The sequence below is a fragment of the Limosilactobacillus pulli genome, from assembly GCF_947381555.1.
GTDB classification, from domain to species: Bacteria; Bacillota; Bacilli; order Lactobacillales; family Lactobacillaceae; genus Limosilactobacillus; species Limosilactobacillus pulli.
In genome coordinates, this window is record NZ_CANCWQ010000038.1 from 1 (window position 1) to 15203 (window position 15203).

Sequence of the window (15203 nt, forward strand, 5' to 3'; positions counted from 1 at the left end):
GACGCGCAACGTTCAGGTCGTTGTATGGGTAACCATGTACAGGTTCGAATCCTGTCTGGGGCATTGGCTTTTCAGCCCTAACTAAACATTTCAAATGCCCCAGTGGCGGAACTGGCAGACGCGCAACGTTCAGGTCGTTGTATGGGTGACCATGTACAGGTTCGAATCCTGTCTGGGGCATTGTTCAAACAGTCGTTGACACGCGACTGTTTTTTTATTTTCTTGATTATCATGTCCGTACTATCCAATCATATTTTCCAATAGTCAATACTGAGATTCTCAGTTGTCAACATGCCTACCCGCCATACCAGCAGGCTCATTTTGCCAAAGAAATCCGAAAAAAGTTAAAAAAGCGATCGGCAGCCGTCGGTCGTTTTTTTAGTCTTAGCTACTGGCCGCTGACCTTTAATAAAATTAGGTAGCCAAACCAGATGATGCCAAAAACAAAGATTCCCAAAATAATTATCCGCATTGTCTTTTCAAACCATTCAGGCATCTGACCGCCCCCTTATAGTTTGATCATAGCGAATTCCCCCGCTATTTTCAACGATGCGGAATAACTTATAGGTCCAGACACAGTTTTTGATCATGCAGTGCTTGAGCAATCTGATCACGAACCTGTGGCGTGCCATTCAACTTAGCGCCATTGACCTGATCGGTAAACGTATCAATACGGCGACTGGTATCGCGCAGATCATAATAGGTATTTACAATTTGGTCATAATCTTTAAGACTGGCTGGATCAATATCTTGATACTCATTTTCAAAAATGATCTTATTCAATGGCAGTCTAGGCTTCAGCTGTGGTTCTTGATCCGGTACCCCAAGCTGCAGGCCCAGCGTTGGGAAGGTATGCTTAGGCAAGTGCAGCGTATTAATAATCTTAGCGGGCTCATTTTGAATCGACCCTAGAATCACGCCGCCCAGCCCCATGCTTTCCGCGGCGATCAAAACGTTTTGCACGGCTAGTACGGTATCTTCATAGGCCTGCAGAAACATCTCGGTTTTTTCAATACGACGATCGTCAAAATTTCCCTGATGGTGCCGGATCAGCTCATTACGGTGCAGATCAGTGATAAACATCAGCAATTCGCCTGCCGCTCCAACATATGGCTGGGTGCTTACCGCGCGAATCACGGCCCGTTTTTGCGGATCGGTTACTCGAATAATTGTCATCTGCTGTAAAAACTCACTGCTGGCGGTCTGACGAGCAACTTCAAACAGCGTTGTCAACTGCTCATCAGTCAGCGGCTGGTCTTTAAACTTGCGAATCGTACGGTGATTTAATTGGTGGTCGATGGTAAAGTTACGAATCATGCTTTCGACTTCCTTTTTGTAAGAGATTTTCTACACTTTAACGCCAATGCGGTTATTGTTCAAGTGCAATTTTTCTCTCAGCTCAATTACATTCTTAACCTTGATCGGCCGAGTCATAAATCTTTCGCTCTTCATCGACATTACTGCCATTGAAGAATCAATAAATTGAAGCTTGGCGAAACCAAATTGACTACAATTGTCAACTCGTTTATCATTATCAACATTGGCCAACCGTTGACAACCATCAGACTTGCCACATGGTTAAAGCAACCGACCTTAATTAATCGACAAGGAAGTTTTTTATGTTCAATACAATCATCTCGGCCGTAACTGCCTATCTTTCGACGAATCTGGACTATCTTGGCTTTTTAGTGGCCTTTTTTGCGCAAAGTAAGGCGCCCCGAAAATACCGCTATATTCTATTTGGCAATGTAATCGGCGTTATCATTCTGGTAAGCTGTTCTTTGATCTTGGGACTAATCCTGCATACCATCCCGTCAGAATGGATGCTGGGCCTTTTAGGCATCATTCCACTATATTTTGGCTGCCGATTGCTCTTTTCCAATGATGACGACGATCAAGATATTCAAACTGGCTTAACCGGCTTCAAACTAAGCAATTACGTCGCCTTACTCACGGTTACATCGTGCAGTGCCGATAATCTCGGCATCTATACGCCGCTTTTTGCCGCCATGACTACTCCCAAAGCAGTCTATGCTACGCTACTGACCTTTGCATTAATGCTGATCATTGTATTTTTCTTTGCATTGGTTTTGACTCATCTTCCTGTAATAGCCGGCATTTTAGAAAAGCATGGCAATCAAATCAGCGCATTGATTTATCTTGGCCTTGGCGGCTATCTTCTTTATGAATGCGGCACGTTAACTCATTTATTGGCCTATTTTTACTGACTAAAAGGCATGCTCCGCTTTAAAAGTGGTAGCATGCCCTTTTTAATTGGATTCGTTTTTAGTGAACGACTGAAGCTTCTCCGCTGTGGCTAAAACATTCGCTGCTGCATGCGTTCTTCCAAGCGCTGAATCTGCCCTTCCAGATAGTTTACCTGGCGATGCATGGCTGCCGTCGTTGCGTCCGGATTATTAAGAATCTCAAAAGCACGATTTCGATAGCGGCGGTGCTTTTCAAACTGCATTACGCCGATTTCCTCCGCGCTGGCAACCAGACTGTCGTAACGCTTCAGCATACCTTGCAGCTGTTTTTTAGCATCAGTCTTGGCAGCAGCCTTAGCGTTGGTAGCCACCGGCCGTCTTGTTCTGTGCTTGGTTCGCTGACGCCGCTTTGCTGAACCAGTAGTAGGGCTGGCAAGGGGCTGATGATTGATCACTGCCGTTAGATTCTGAATATCTTCAGTCAAAAGCGGCAGCTGTGCCTGTTGACAAGCCTTGATGCGCTGGTAGTGAGGAATAAATTTGCCAGCTTTGAGCGCCCGTTGATAAAGTTCGGCCGGAAAACCAATTCCGCGCTGATGCTTTGATTGAATCTCCGCTTGTTGAGCTGCTGAATAAAACGTTTGCCAATTGTTCATGAGACTCTTCCTTAATTGCTTTAATTGATCTTTTTAATCTTAACATAAAAAAGGCACCGTCATTTTTGGCGATGCCTTTTCACTTCACTAAAGCATTATTTCGTGTAGTCAACATTCTTGGTTTCTGGCGTCAGTGCCCAGGCAACCACCGAAACCACTGCCAAGACAAACATGTACATCCCGGCATAGTGCAAGCCAAACGTAGCGATCAGCCAAGTTGTGATGGTTGGCGCAACGGCTGCCCCAACTACGGCGGCCAGATTATAAGTGATCCCGGCACCGGAATAGCGAACCTTAGTCGGGAACAACTCTGGCAAGACCGCACCGACTGGACCATACAGCGTCCCCATTACCACAAAGCCCAGACCTAAGAACAGCAGCACGCCGACCATATTGCGCTGCCCCTCCAGGAAGTATGGGAAGACCAATGAGAACACAACCAAGGCAACCGAGGCCGTCATCAAAACCTTCTTGCGTCCAACTTTATCAGCCAAGACTGAAGTGGTCATGATCAATACGGCAAACTCAACGATCGCCGCCATCAACAGCAGCAAGAACTCAGAATGACTAAAGCCTAATGCTGTCGTAGCAAAGGAAAGTGACCACGTCGTTAGTGTAAAGAACATTGCATAGGTAGCGCCCATCAAAAAGGTGCCTTTCAAGATCTCACGCCAGTTTTCCTTAAAGACTTCCTTTAAAGGCGAGCGCGTCGTATTGTCGCGTTCCTGAGCCAGCTTAAACAGCGGCGTTTCCTGCAGACGGTGCCGAACGTAGAGACCGATTACGACCAAAACGGATGAGGCCCAGAAAGGCACCCGCCAGCCAAAGCTCATCATCTGGGCTGGGGTCAGCATTTTTTCCAAGAAGTAGAACAAGCCATTGCAGATGAAAAAGCCGATTGGTGCCCCGACTTCAGGAAAGGCTCCATAAAGCGCCCGCTTGTCGGCTGGGGCATTTTCCGTTGCGACCAAAACAGCCCCGGACCATTCACCGCCCAGACCGATTCCTTGAACGAAACGGCAGAGACAAAGCAGCAGCGCGCCGCTAACCCCGATGCTTTGGTAGCCGGGAATGAAACCGATCGCCACCGTGGCAACCCCCATTACCAAAAGCGATACGACCAGTGTCTTTTTCCGACCCAGGCGATCACCAAAATGGCCAAAAACAAATGAGCCAACTGGCCGTGCAACAAAGGCGACCCCAAACGTCAAAAGGCTCAGCAGCGTAGCTAACAGTGGCGTCATCTGAGGGAAAAATACCTTAGGAAAATAGGCTGCCGAAGCCGTTCCGTAGGCATAAAAATCAAAAAATTCAATAGCTGTCCCCATCATTGACGCCAAGATTACCGTCTTCACCGGATCGCGTTCCATTTTTTCATCATTCGTCGTCATTCGTTCTGTCGCATTTTCCATAGCCATCCTCCTATTATTTTAATCGTATTCTTACTATTTATTTTCTTAATGTCGCTAATGCCACTAATGTCGCTTTCCATAAAATCACCCCTAAACAAAAAAGCAGCCGACTGTTTCATGAACAGTCAGCTGCTGGCAGATAAACCATTTGCTGAACCGTTCGCATCATCGAGGGCGGTGATGCGAACACGCCAAAATGCCCGCATCACCTAGATAATAATGCGAATAATAATAATGTTGGACAATTGACTGGTTTTTTCAGCAAACATCATTTTTTCTGCCTCCTCTTTTTTCGATGTTCTTAATTTATCACGCTCAAGATTAGATGTCAATCATAAAATTAAAAATAAATGTGAGAATTTTAATTTTATAATTGATTGAAAAATAAAGAGAGTGAGAAAAAACTCCAAAAATCAGCTTGCGACCGATTTTCGGAGTTTGTCTTCGAACCTCCCGCAAGGATGACTAGGTCGGTCAAATGCTGATTTATCATCGTTTGAACCGCTAGCCAGCTACTGCGCTGAGGCATTATTATCAATACGTAGTTAAGGGGTTGAGTTAATTCCCAACCTCATTAATCAATATGGATATGCATTATGATAGCGCCGGCTCAATGCTCCAATCACCAGTACCGTCAGCAGGCCATAAATCGCCCCGACATAGCCAACACTGCTAAGTGACAAGAAGTGAACCGTTTCGGCTGCCGTAAATGAGCCCAAAGAAATACCGATATTGGCAAAAATCGAATTTAAAGACGATGCCAAATCTAACGACTGTGGATATTCTTTTTCGGCAATATCCAAAAACATCAATTGCGTTGATGAGCCATAGCAGGCCACCATCACACAGAGTGCGGCAATCAACGCTACTCCCAGCCAACGATACTGAAAGCTTGAAGCCAGACCAGCCAGAAAAAGCGTCATTAAGGCATAGATCTTGGGCAGTGACTGAATGCCACGGTGATCTGCAAGATAGCCCCCAAACTTATTGCCAAACATGAAGAAGATTCCCATCCCAAACAAAAGCCAGTTGAGCCAAGTATCGCTAAAGCCCATCAGATTGGTAAACAAAGGCCGGACATAAGTGTAAAACGTATAATCAGCCGCACATACCAAGACGATAAACGTAACCCCCATTAAGACACGAACATCTTTGAACAGGTTAAACTGAGAGCTAAAGCTACCGCGTACTTGAGGCGTATCACGGGGGGCCAGCCAAACCAGCATGATAAAAGTTAAAATCGTCAGCCAAGTAATCATCCAAAAACTGTCGTGCCATGAAAACGTCGTACTGATTGTCGTACCAATTGGGACCCCGATGATCGAGGCAATACTGAACCCGGCAAAGACCCATGATACCAGACTCGCCCTTTTATCGCGCGGCGCAACGTAATTGGCCATCACCAGTACCAACGAGATGATGGCTCCGGCGACTGTCGCCGTAAGCACTCGCGAAGCCATCAATGACCAAAAGCCTGTTGCCAACGCCGTCCAGGTATTGCCGACAAAAAAGATCAGCATCAAGACCAGCAAAACATGGTAACGATTAAAGCGGCTTGCCAGAGTCGTTACAATTGGCGTTGAGATAGCATAGATCAAAGCAAACAAGGTCACGGTATATCCCAACGATGAAAGCGAAGCATGATACTCTTTGGCAATATCGGGTAAGACTCCGACAATCATATACTCATTACAGCCCAGCATAAAGGCAACAAAGACGAACAACAGCGATTGCAAGCGATACTTGGTCATTACTTCTCTCCTTTTCCCTCTTGGTATCCTTAAAAGCACAGCAAAGGCTAGTCTACTTGTTTTCATAATTATTTTCAAGGTTCTTTTTAAAAAACACGATTATTTTTTAGCACATCAATCACGTTGAATAACTGTATATAGAAAATAATTCAAGGCAACCAAAAAGGCCCGCCTCATAATTGAGACGAGCCACTTTGGGAAGGAATCTGCTACCTTGCGCCAAGCATATAATTTTCATACTTAACTTAAACACATTTTTGATTCAATCTTCCGCAAAGCTGCATTATTTTATTTAGTACTGGCGCACGCTGGTAACCACACAATTATAATCCGATGCTTCTGGTTACGCTTATGCTGCTTCTAAGCCTACTCGATGACTTCAGCCTCCAGCTCCAGTCGAAACCGCATCACGCGCTTCGCTGGATATATCTCTTATCCTTCCACGTCTATAATATAACACGTTCTGTAAGCGGTTGCAAGATAATTACGAAAATTTTTATTTTCAACGACCTATTTGATTACTGCCGGTAAGATGAGCATAATCGAGACCAGATTGTTAATCAAATGAACCCCAATTGAATTGCTCAGGTTGCCGGTTGAACGATAGACATAAGCCAAAACGCAACCCATATAAAAATAGATCAGATAGCTGATAATGTTGCTGCTGGCATGCACCAACGTAAAAATCAGCCCCGAGAGAATAATCGGCAGCCAAAATGCGCGCCCGTCAAAAAACAAATTCATAAACAGACCACGAAAGATCAATTCTTCGGCAAATGGTGTCAGACAGACGGCGGAAAAGCACACCAGGCCGATAATAATTGGATTGCCGTTCATTGAATCAATAATTGCCTGATTATTGGCCGTCTGTACTTGATGATAGATCAAGCGATTCAGACTCCCTAATACGATCTCACCTGCTACGATGGCCAGATAGCCGCCTAAAATCGTCTTGGCCTTGGCAAAAAAGCCTTGTACCCGATGTGGAAAATGGTCATAGCGCTGATACATTTTTTTTCCCAAGGCAATAATCAGGACAAAAAAGCCCAGATACAAAATCACCCAAAGAATCGTCAGCTTAGGATGCTCAGTGATATTGCGCGCAGCTTCTGGTGGCATCAAGATCAAGATACAAAACGCTGAAAAGATCAGCAGCGCTTTGGTAAAACTAGGTCGTCTTTCGGTCTGCATTCTGTCACTTCCATTTTCTTATTGATCAATCAGTCTTTTACCAGTGATTCAAGACCGGATTTAAAACGTTCCACCGGCTCATCGCTGGCTTCTTGTCGCTGTGTATCAATCAAGCGCTGCATCTCCTCGGCCTGAGCAACCGCCTGCACGATCTTAATCGCCAGCTTGTCATATTCAGCTGCCGGATAGCGATTTTCATCAGCAACCAATCGTGGCTCATGCAACGTCTCATTAAAGCCCAGAATCAGCATGTTGTTTTCAAACGCCGCACGTACGGCATCCAAGATCTCATCACCTTGATTGACGTCTAGATAGACGTCGCATTTTTTGATCAGCCGGCGTGCCTTATCCATCCCGATGATCGGATATAAGTGTACGTTATCGTATTTCTGCATCCCCATCAAGCGATCTGACATCTCAGTCAATGCCGCAATATGAAATTCAAACTGTGGCAAGATTTTGACCAGGTTTTCCAAGTTCATGATCTGATCAGAGTTGGTCATGATCAAGATTTTTGGTCGCAGCGAATTCCCCCGTGGATGTGGATAAACGATACCCAGATAACGAGTATCAACGCGTTCATTGGTCTTAAAAAGCTGCTGATTGGCTCGCCAGACACGATAGTCTTGGACCACGACATGGCGTGTCCGCGTTTGATTTTTGTAAATATAATTCAGATTGCCTGGCAGCTCGCCTTTAATCGGCTCATGCCAAAACAACGTATCATGACCTGATTGTGGCAGCTTTAGCGTAGTAAAAAAACTGGTGCTTAATGTATTATAAAAAATCTGCTCCAGATTTAAACCGCTTTTTTGCAGATAATCACTGACAAAATCGGGCAAAGTCTTGAAATAACGCGATTCTTCGCCAGTATTTAAAAAAATGCTGCCATTGTCCAAATGCGACTCAATCACGACCCGGCCTTTTTCGTCAAAGTATTGCTTAAGGCGCGCTTGATTATCGCTCCAGCTGGTCTTGGCAAACAGATGACCATATTGATCATACTCATCAACCCATTGCAATTGACCAGCCTCGTTTTGCCAGCGGACCTGTTTAACCAGCCGGGCGTTGTCTTTTTTGGTAAAGATAACGTCAGCACGCTTATGGTTCAAATCATAAATCTGAGCGCCATTGCTGTTGCCGACGATGCGCCAAAACCGCGGTACCGGAATCTGATCAAAATACAGGGGCTTTCCATCATTGGTATGCGAACAGTAATACTGCATCGGTGATTGAATCTCACGTGGCAAAAAGCCATCATCATCAATCACGACCGTCGGAATATTTAGCTGCGCGATCAGTTGTGCCAGCTTAAAATTGCGCGCAGCCTGATCCCATTTATCAAACAGATTGATCATTTTGTCACCTCATTTACCAGGGCCTGCCATTTTTGTGCAATTTTTTCGTCTAGATACGGCTTGGCCAGTTCATACGATTTTTGACTAAAGCTGGCCGCCTTTTGGTCATCACTGAATAATTTGACGATCGCATCCGCAAGTTCGTGCACTTTGCGCTCTTCAGGCCAGTCTGACTGATAGGGCAGTCGATAGCCATTTTGATCCGGTTCAATAAACGTTTGATTGCCATATGGAACGTCAAAACCAATCATCGGCAATCCAGATCCCACGGCTTCCATCAAGCTCAGCCCAAAGCCTTCACTGGTTGAGGCTGCAATATAGCCGGCATAGTGCTGATAGATCGTTGCCAGATCTTGCTGTCCCTTGAGTTTGATACAATCTTGGGCTTTTAGCGAATCAATCAGTTCCTGCAGTTTTTTTTGCTGCACCCCTTGACCATAAATATCTAAGGTAATGTCTGGAATTGATTTTTTGGCCTCGGCAACTGCCTTGACCAGCCAGTCAACATGTTTTTCACTGGCCAGTCGCGAGGCCGTGATCAACGAATGCCGTTGCCGTTTGGCATACGGCATCATCATCAGTTTTGACAGGCTGCCAACCGGAATGGCTACTACTTTAGGCGCTTGATGCTGATAACTAGCCAGCTGCGTTTTTAAAACCTGCTTTTGTGCCGGCGTTGAGACGATAAAATAATCCGTCTGATCGGCATGCGTGAACTGGTATTCATAGTAGTTGTTCCACAAGATATTATCTTGGTTGGTATAGTGCTTATCATAATGCTCAGCATGCACCACGACGCCCAGTTTGGCTGGGGCATGCATCTGATACCATAACTGGCCGCTGACCAGCCCTTTGCCATCCTCACGATCCAAGATAACCAGATCGGTTTTCGTTAAATGCAGTCGCCGGATCATCTCAGCATAAAGCTCGGTTTTGGAATAAAAAATCTGATCCTTTAATTCAAAAATCTCTTCGTTACCATTAATGAATTGATGATAGGCAATTGAGCCGTCTTCATTGTAAAAATCACGGGCATAGACATGATTGCCAGCACTGAGGTATTCGGTAACGTATCTTATGTATGAGTAAAATTCACGCCGCACCATCTGCGAGTCGACCACATATTCGGCATAATCAATTGCTTGCGTTTTTAGATTATAGATCCGCACATTGATTTTGAGATTCTCATCAGGCAGCCAGTAGTGAACTACCTGCTTGCCATCCGCAAAGCTTTGGACACTGGATTTAACATTGCGTTTTTCAAAGTGCTGTGCGTGCTTGAACTCATCCAGCGTATAAGTTGTTGGGGCAATTTTAACATCAGTAAAAAAGTTATAAAGCCAGATTATATCTTGGTCTTTGAATCCCAAATTGTGCGTCAATTCTTCAATGTTATCAGCTAAGATCAGATCGGAAAAAATAAACCTGGCTGGAATCTGCATGCGAGAAAACACCTTGGATCGGTAAGCCTGAGCATACTCAACACCGCTGCTGGCCCAGCCGATCCCCAGATTTACATTGTAAACCGTCATTTTGGAGTCCTTCTTTCTATCGTTTTTCAAAAAAAACGAGACCAAGTCAGACAGACATTGATCTCGTTTTTCGTTTTCAGCCATAATGAATAATGACCAAAAACATACTTAGTTTCGACTGGCAGCTTCAATTTCAGCCAGCGTAGGGATTGATGGCAAAGCCCCCATCCGCTGAACCGTAATCGAGCTGGCCCGCTGAGCAAAGGTCAATGCTTCTTTGATGTTGCTCATATCGGGCTTTAATTGAGAGCTCAAGGCACCGATAAACGTATCACCAGCTGCCGTGGTGTCGACTGCATGCACCTTAAAGGCCGGTACAAAGTCATAGCCATTTTGGGTGCAGTAGAAGGCCCCTTTACTACCGATCGTGATAATCAGGTTCTTGACGCCCATTTGTGCAAAGTGACCAGCGGCTTCCAGCATTGAGGTCTCATCGGCAATGATGACATTAGTCAGCGTAGCACATTCGGTTTCGTTTGGAATAATTAGGTCGGTAACCTTTAAAATCTCAGGATCAATCTTAGCTGCCGGAGCAGGGTTCAAAATCGTCTTGACGCCTTTTTGCTTGGCCAGCTTAAAGGCTTCCAAGGTGGTTTCTTGTGGTGTTTCAAACTGAGCAATTACAAAATCAGCATTTTCGATTGCTGCCTTGGCATTGTCAACATCAGCTGGTGAAACGCATTGATTAGCACCACCGTATACCAGGATACTGTTTTGACCACTGTCGTCCAGCAGAATCGTAGCTGAACCAGTCCCGGCCTTTCCATCCTTGGTAATGTAGCGCGTATCGATATGATTGTCGCTTAATGAGTCAATCATGAACTGACCGGCTTGATCATTACCAACCCGGCCAACAAACTTGGTCTCGGCACCGGCACGAGCTGCCGCAACTGCCTGGTTGGCACCCTTGCCGCCAGCCGCACTGCTCTTACTTTCGGATGACAGCGTTTCGCCAGGCAATGGCATTCGCTTGATCCGCAGCGTAGTATCAACGTTCAGACTGCCCACGACCGTAACTTTATTTGCCATTTTAAAGTCCCCTTTACGTTTTAATGCAATCAGCAAACTAGTAAATGCTTTTATATATGATTAAATCAGTATTTATCAACTACTCTATTTTATCATATCAACTGATCTGCAAACAAGTTTATACGTGCTTGGTACTGTCTCTGACAACCAGTTTAACGCCAAAGTAGGAAGTCTGAATGGCGGTGTCTGGATTTTGAATTCGATTGAACAGCATATTGGTAGCTTGTTCACCAATTTCGCGAATCGGCTGCTGAATCGTAGTCAATTTTGGCGTTACATACTCAGCCAGATCAATATCGTCAAAACCTACCACAGAGATGTCGTTTGGAACACTGACGCCATTTTCAGCCAGTCCCCGGTAAAGTCCAATTGCCATTTCATCGTTAGCCGCAAAAACCGCAGTCGGCTGCTTAGCTAAAACGCCTTGCGTACAAGAGTAGCCGCCGTGCTTGGTCAACTCGCCATAGACGACGTCGCTTTGCTCATCAAAGTCAACGTGATTCTTGCGAAGGCCGTCAATCAAGCCGCGCAGACGATGATGCAGGTTGTCGGTCATATTTTCCGGCATGATGCTGACTACATGCTGGTGCCCCAGACCAGCCAGATGCTCAGCAGCCAAGTACCCACCCTGATAGTCATCGATCAAAAGTCGGTCCCCGCCATTGGCCTCATTTTGGTCAAACAACAGATATGGAATGTCATTAGGCTTTAAGAGCTGCTCAATCGTATCGGTCGTAATCGAAGAACTGGCAATGATCAAGCCATCAACAGCACGTTCGATCAGCCGGCCTAGATAGTAGCGCTCTAATTTTTCTTCATGGTTGGCACTAAAGATCAAGGGCATAAATTCAGCTTCACGGGCGGCTTCCTGCACGCCACGAATAAAAGTGCTGAAAAACGGATTGCCGATGTTGGGTACTAACACGCCAATCGTTTTGGAAGAACGCATGATCAAGTTGCGCGCATTGAAGTCGGGTACATAGTTCATCTGATCACGCAGCCTTAAGACTCGCTGCTGCGTAGCCTGACTGAAGCGCTGCCCTTTGCCATTCAGGATTTGCGATACCGTTGTAACTGAAACGCCAGCAGCCTTTGCCAGATCGCGGATAGTAACTTTGTGTTTCATAGTGTGTGCTTTCCTCTTGTTTTACTAGTAAACCTATTTACGAATCAGTTTACCACATATTTACTCTCTGCTAGTTAAAATATTGAAACAAAAGCATAGTTTTTTTAATTTTGGTGAAAAATACCATCCATAATTGCTTTGGTCTGCATCGCCTGAAAACCGCGCACACGTAGATAGTCAATTTGAGCCAGTAAAATGTCATAGGTCCAAAGCGAAGAAAGGTCATGCTCATTATAATAGTGCAGCGTCAAGCCAATATGAGTCAGATCATGCACCATTCCTTCAAAATCATCGCGTCCTTTGTATTTGTTGGTCCCGATCACGACTGGCAATTCATGTTTGATCGAGTCTTTTAAAAGCGTGTCCAATAAATTGACATGGCGAAAGTCGTGCTCACGCAAAAAACGCTGCAGGCCAAAAACATCAAAATAGCCATACTCTTGAGCAACCTTGCTTTTATATGAGCAGGTCGTCAAATAATCGGTCTGGCTCCTTACCGCATGGATGCTTTTGATACGAATCAGTGTCAAGCCGTTGATCTTGCAGTCCCAATCCAAGGTCATCATTAAAACAAACAGTGGGTCCATGGCAATCACAAACCCAACGTTAAAGGTATCGTCATCATCAAAATTATAAACCTCGACCAAGGTTCCCTGTTGCTGGCTGATCGTTAGCTGTTCTCTGATCCGTAACTCATCCATATGCTCAATCATCTTATTCGTCCCTTCTAAACTTACTGTTATCATTCTGCCTGTTTAATTGGCAAACGGCAAATTTTTTTGACGCACTCAATTGCCCAACTGACGCAATTTTGCTTACCTTTAGTTGGTTGTTGGCCACAAAATATTGATTTATTTTATGGGCAGACACTATATTTTGTAGTAAGATGGTCAAGTTGAATTTTTAAATAAAGAGGAGTCGACATGGTGATTATTACAGCTGGGATGATTGGAGTCGGCAAAACGACGCTTACGGCCAAGATTGCTGACCACTTAAATACAAAAGCCTTTTTTGAACCGGTGGGCGAAAATCCGGTCTTGCCGCTTTACTACAAGGATCCTAAACAGTATGGCTTCCTGTTGCAGATCTACTTTTTAAACAAGCGGTTTTCCATGATCAAACAGGCACTCAGCGACGACAACAATGTCTTGGACCGTTCAATCTATGAGGATGCACTGTTCACCAAAGAAAACAACGCAGAAGGCAACATTACTGATACGGAGCTGGACGTTTATCTGAAGCTGCTCGACAATATGATGAGTGATTTGAACAAGCTGCCTAAAAAAGCGCCTGATTTGATGGTCTATTCAGAAACTTCTTTTGAAACCATCCTTTACCGAATCAAAAAACGGGGCCGCGACTATGAGCAGATCGATGACAACCCTGAATTAAAAGACTATTACTACAAGATGTGGAACGCCTATAAGGATTGGTATCAAGAATATGATGCCAGTCCCAAGATGAAGATTGATCTGGATAAGTACAACCTGGAAGACCCCCAAAACGTTACCACGGTTTTAAACATGATCGATGAGCGCTTAAAGGAAATCCGTTAATCCAGTCAGCAACATAAAATTACTAATTATTGAAGGTATCGCTTGAGTCAGCCGACTTGAGCGATGTTTTTTTTATCCATATAGACGCCGTAAAACCTCCAAGACGCCAACACTGCCGATTCCACCGGCAACTGGCAGCCAGGTATGATGATTGACTTTTTTAGATCCTCGATGCGCAGAGTGGGGCATCGTTGATTCAACCAGCGTACTTCCTGAATGTGGTCGGCGATGATGCGAAACAATCTCGCTTTTGCCAGCAGATGATCGATCGTTTGGGATAATTGGCCGGTCAAACTGCGTCAGCCGATAGCCAGCGATGATTTGATTCAGTTTTTGATCATACATGGGATCCGTGGCGTAGCGTCCCTTTAAAAAACTGGTGGCGATTCGATAATTACCGGCATTTTTTCGATGAACCCCAGCATACATCGGCTGGTCCAAGACGGCTACATAATCGTTTAACGACGCTTTTTCATCCATGTAGCTCTTAAAGATACCAGCCACGATGCTTGGGTGGCCATTAAAGCATTCCTGAGTAGTCATCGAAACACCGCGTCCATGCCAGGTACCTTTGATACCAAAGAGATTATGATGAATCCGGCTTAACTCACTGGTCCCCCAGTTGCTTTCCAGTGCTGCTTGAGCAATCAGTACCGAGGCATACAGATCATGCTCTTGACCGATTTTTTGGGCAAGCGGTCCCAGCTGAGCAATAAAGCGTGCTTGATTCTTGGTTGGACAAAGAATCGGATCTGCCTGATCATTGTCTGCTGCCTCAGATGATTTTGTCGGTATTGGCTGATTGGCAGACACCTGATCATTTGAAATTGACTGATCACTGGTATTTTGATCAGTGCCGGGATCGACAAAATGCTGATTGTTTTTATCTGCAATCTGAGCAGTTGAATTCTGATCCGTCTGTGCCTCACGTGCCTTTTGGGCTTCACGCATTTTTGCCTGCCAAGCCGATCGTTCGCTTCTTAGCTTAATACCATCCAGAAAGCCTTGACGATACGCTGCTTGCTGCAGTTCTTGATCAGGCTCTTGTTGGGGTCTGTTTTCCAGTGCATCCATCAAGCCCTGGTGGTAGGCGACTTGATACTGCTCCATCATTGATTTGGAAACGTCGGTATTCGATTGCTTAGCATCAATTGAATAGTCTTGACTTGATGCTTTCTTAGCCCCGCTTTGACTACCGGGATCAATTTGATTTAAGGTTGGAATCGGAGCTGCCAAGACTGGGCTCATCAGCTGCACCAACCAGATCATCGTTACCATACTCGTTAGCCAGAATCGTTTTTTGAACATGGCAGATTGCAAGAAATAACTTGAACAAATCTATTGGCGCAGATTAAGCAAAAAGATCTCAATTGGTGAATGCCAGT

13 protein-coding genes and 1 tRNA gene are annotated in these 15203 nt (G+C 45.1%); 3 read left to right on the top strand and 11 right to left on the bottom strand.

Annotated elements, in window-relative coordinates; all coding sequences use genetic code 11:
• Positions 1-96 precede the first annotated feature (96 nt).
• Positions 97-180, top strand: a tRNA-Leu gene (locus QOS03_RS08375).
• Positions 181-561: 381 nt separating this feature from the next.
• Here the strand turns inward: QOS03_RS08375 and QOS03_RS08380 are convergent.
• Positions 562-1317, bottom strand: coding sequence for an NADPH-dependent oxidoreductase (locus QOS03_RS08380; protein WP_283576083.1), 756 nt, complete (start codon positions 1315-1317; stop codon positions 562-564).
• 302 nt (positions 1318-1619) lie between these two features.
• Here QOS03_RS08380 and QOS03_RS08385 point away from each other — a divergent pair, with 302 nt between their 5' ends.
• On the top strand, positions 1620-2228 hold the full coding sequence (locus QOS03_RS08385; protein ID WP_283576084.1) for a cadmium resistance transporter: 609 nt from the start codon (positions 1620-1622) through the stop codon (positions 2226-2228).
• An 89-nt stretch (positions 2229-2317) separates the two neighbouring features.
• Here QOS03_RS08385 and QOS03_RS08390 read toward each other — a convergent pair whose 3' ends face one another.
• From QOS03_RS08390 to QOS03_RS08430, 9 genes are all read right to left on the bottom strand, one after another.
• Positions 2318-2863, bottom strand: coding sequence for a hypothetical protein (locus QOS03_RS08390; protein ID WP_283576085.1), 546 nt, complete (start codon positions 2861-2863; stop codon positions 2318-2320).
• Positions 2864-2958: 95 nt separating this feature from the next.
• A complete protein-coding gene (locus QOS03_RS08395) occupies positions 2959-4275 on the bottom strand; it encodes an MFS transporter (RefSeq protein ID WP_283576086.1) in 1317 nt (438 codons plus the stop codon).
• A 578-nt stretch (positions 4276-4853) separates the two neighbouring features.
• Entirely contained in the window at positions 4854-6026 is a 1173-nt protein-coding gene (locus tag QOS03_RS08400; protein ID WP_283576087.1) for an MFS transporter, read from the bottom strand.
• Positions 6027-6536: 510 nt separating this feature from the next.
• A complete protein-coding gene (locus QOS03_RS08405) occupies positions 6537-7217 on the bottom strand; it encodes a CPBP family intramembrane glutamic endopeptidase (protein ID WP_283576088.1) in 681 nt (226 codons plus the stop codon).
• A 29-nt stretch (positions 7218-7246) separates the two neighbouring features.
• Positions 7247-8575, bottom strand: a complete 1329-nt coding sequence (gene gtfB, locus QOS03_RS08410) for an accessory Sec system glycosylation chaperone GtfB (protein ID WP_283576089.1) — start codon at positions 8573-8575, stop codon at positions 7247-7249.
• A complete protein-coding gene (gtfA, locus tag QOS03_RS08415; RefSeq protein ID WP_283576090.1) occupies positions 8572-10107 on the bottom strand; it encodes an accessory Sec system glycosyltransferase GtfA in 1536 nt (511 codons plus the stop codon). The genes gtfB and gtfA overlap by 4 nt, the downstream gene beginning before the upstream one ends.
• 108 nt (positions 10108-10215) lie before the next feature.
• Positions 10216-11136 (bottom strand): ribokinase, encoded by a 921-nt coding sequence (gene rbsK / locus QOS03_RS08420; protein WP_283576091.1) that lies wholly within the window; start codon positions 11134-11136, stop codon positions 10216-10218.
• A gap of 118 nt (positions 11137-11254) precedes the next feature.
• Positions 11255-12262, bottom strand: coding sequence for a ribose utilization transcriptional repressor RbsR (gene rbsR, locus QOS03_RS08425; RefSeq protein WP_283576092.1), 1008 nt, complete (start codon positions 12260-12262; stop codon positions 11255-11257).
• Between the two features lie 104 nt (positions 12263-12366).
• Positions 12367-12975, bottom strand: coding sequence for a hypothetical protein (locus QOS03_RS08430; protein WP_283576093.1), 609 nt, complete (start codon positions 12973-12975; stop codon positions 12367-12369).
• 210 nt (positions 12976-13185) lie between these two features.
• Here QOS03_RS08430 and QOS03_RS08435 point away from each other — a divergent pair, with 210 nt between their 5' ends.
• Complete coding sequence (locus QOS03_RS08435) at positions 13186-13818, top strand: deoxynucleoside kinase (protein WP_272215743.1); 633 nt, start codon at positions 13186-13188, stop codon at positions 13816-13818.
• 72 nt (positions 13819-13890) lie between these two features.
• Here the strand turns inward: QOS03_RS08435 and QOS03_RS08440 are convergent, their stop codons facing one another.
• Positions 13891-15087: a glycoside hydrolase family 73 protein gene (locus QOS03_RS08440; RefSeq protein WP_283576094.1), complete on the bottom strand. Its 1197-nt coding sequence runs from the start codon at positions 15085-15087 to the stop codon at positions 13891-13893.
• Positions 15088-15203 lie beyond the last annotated feature (116 nt).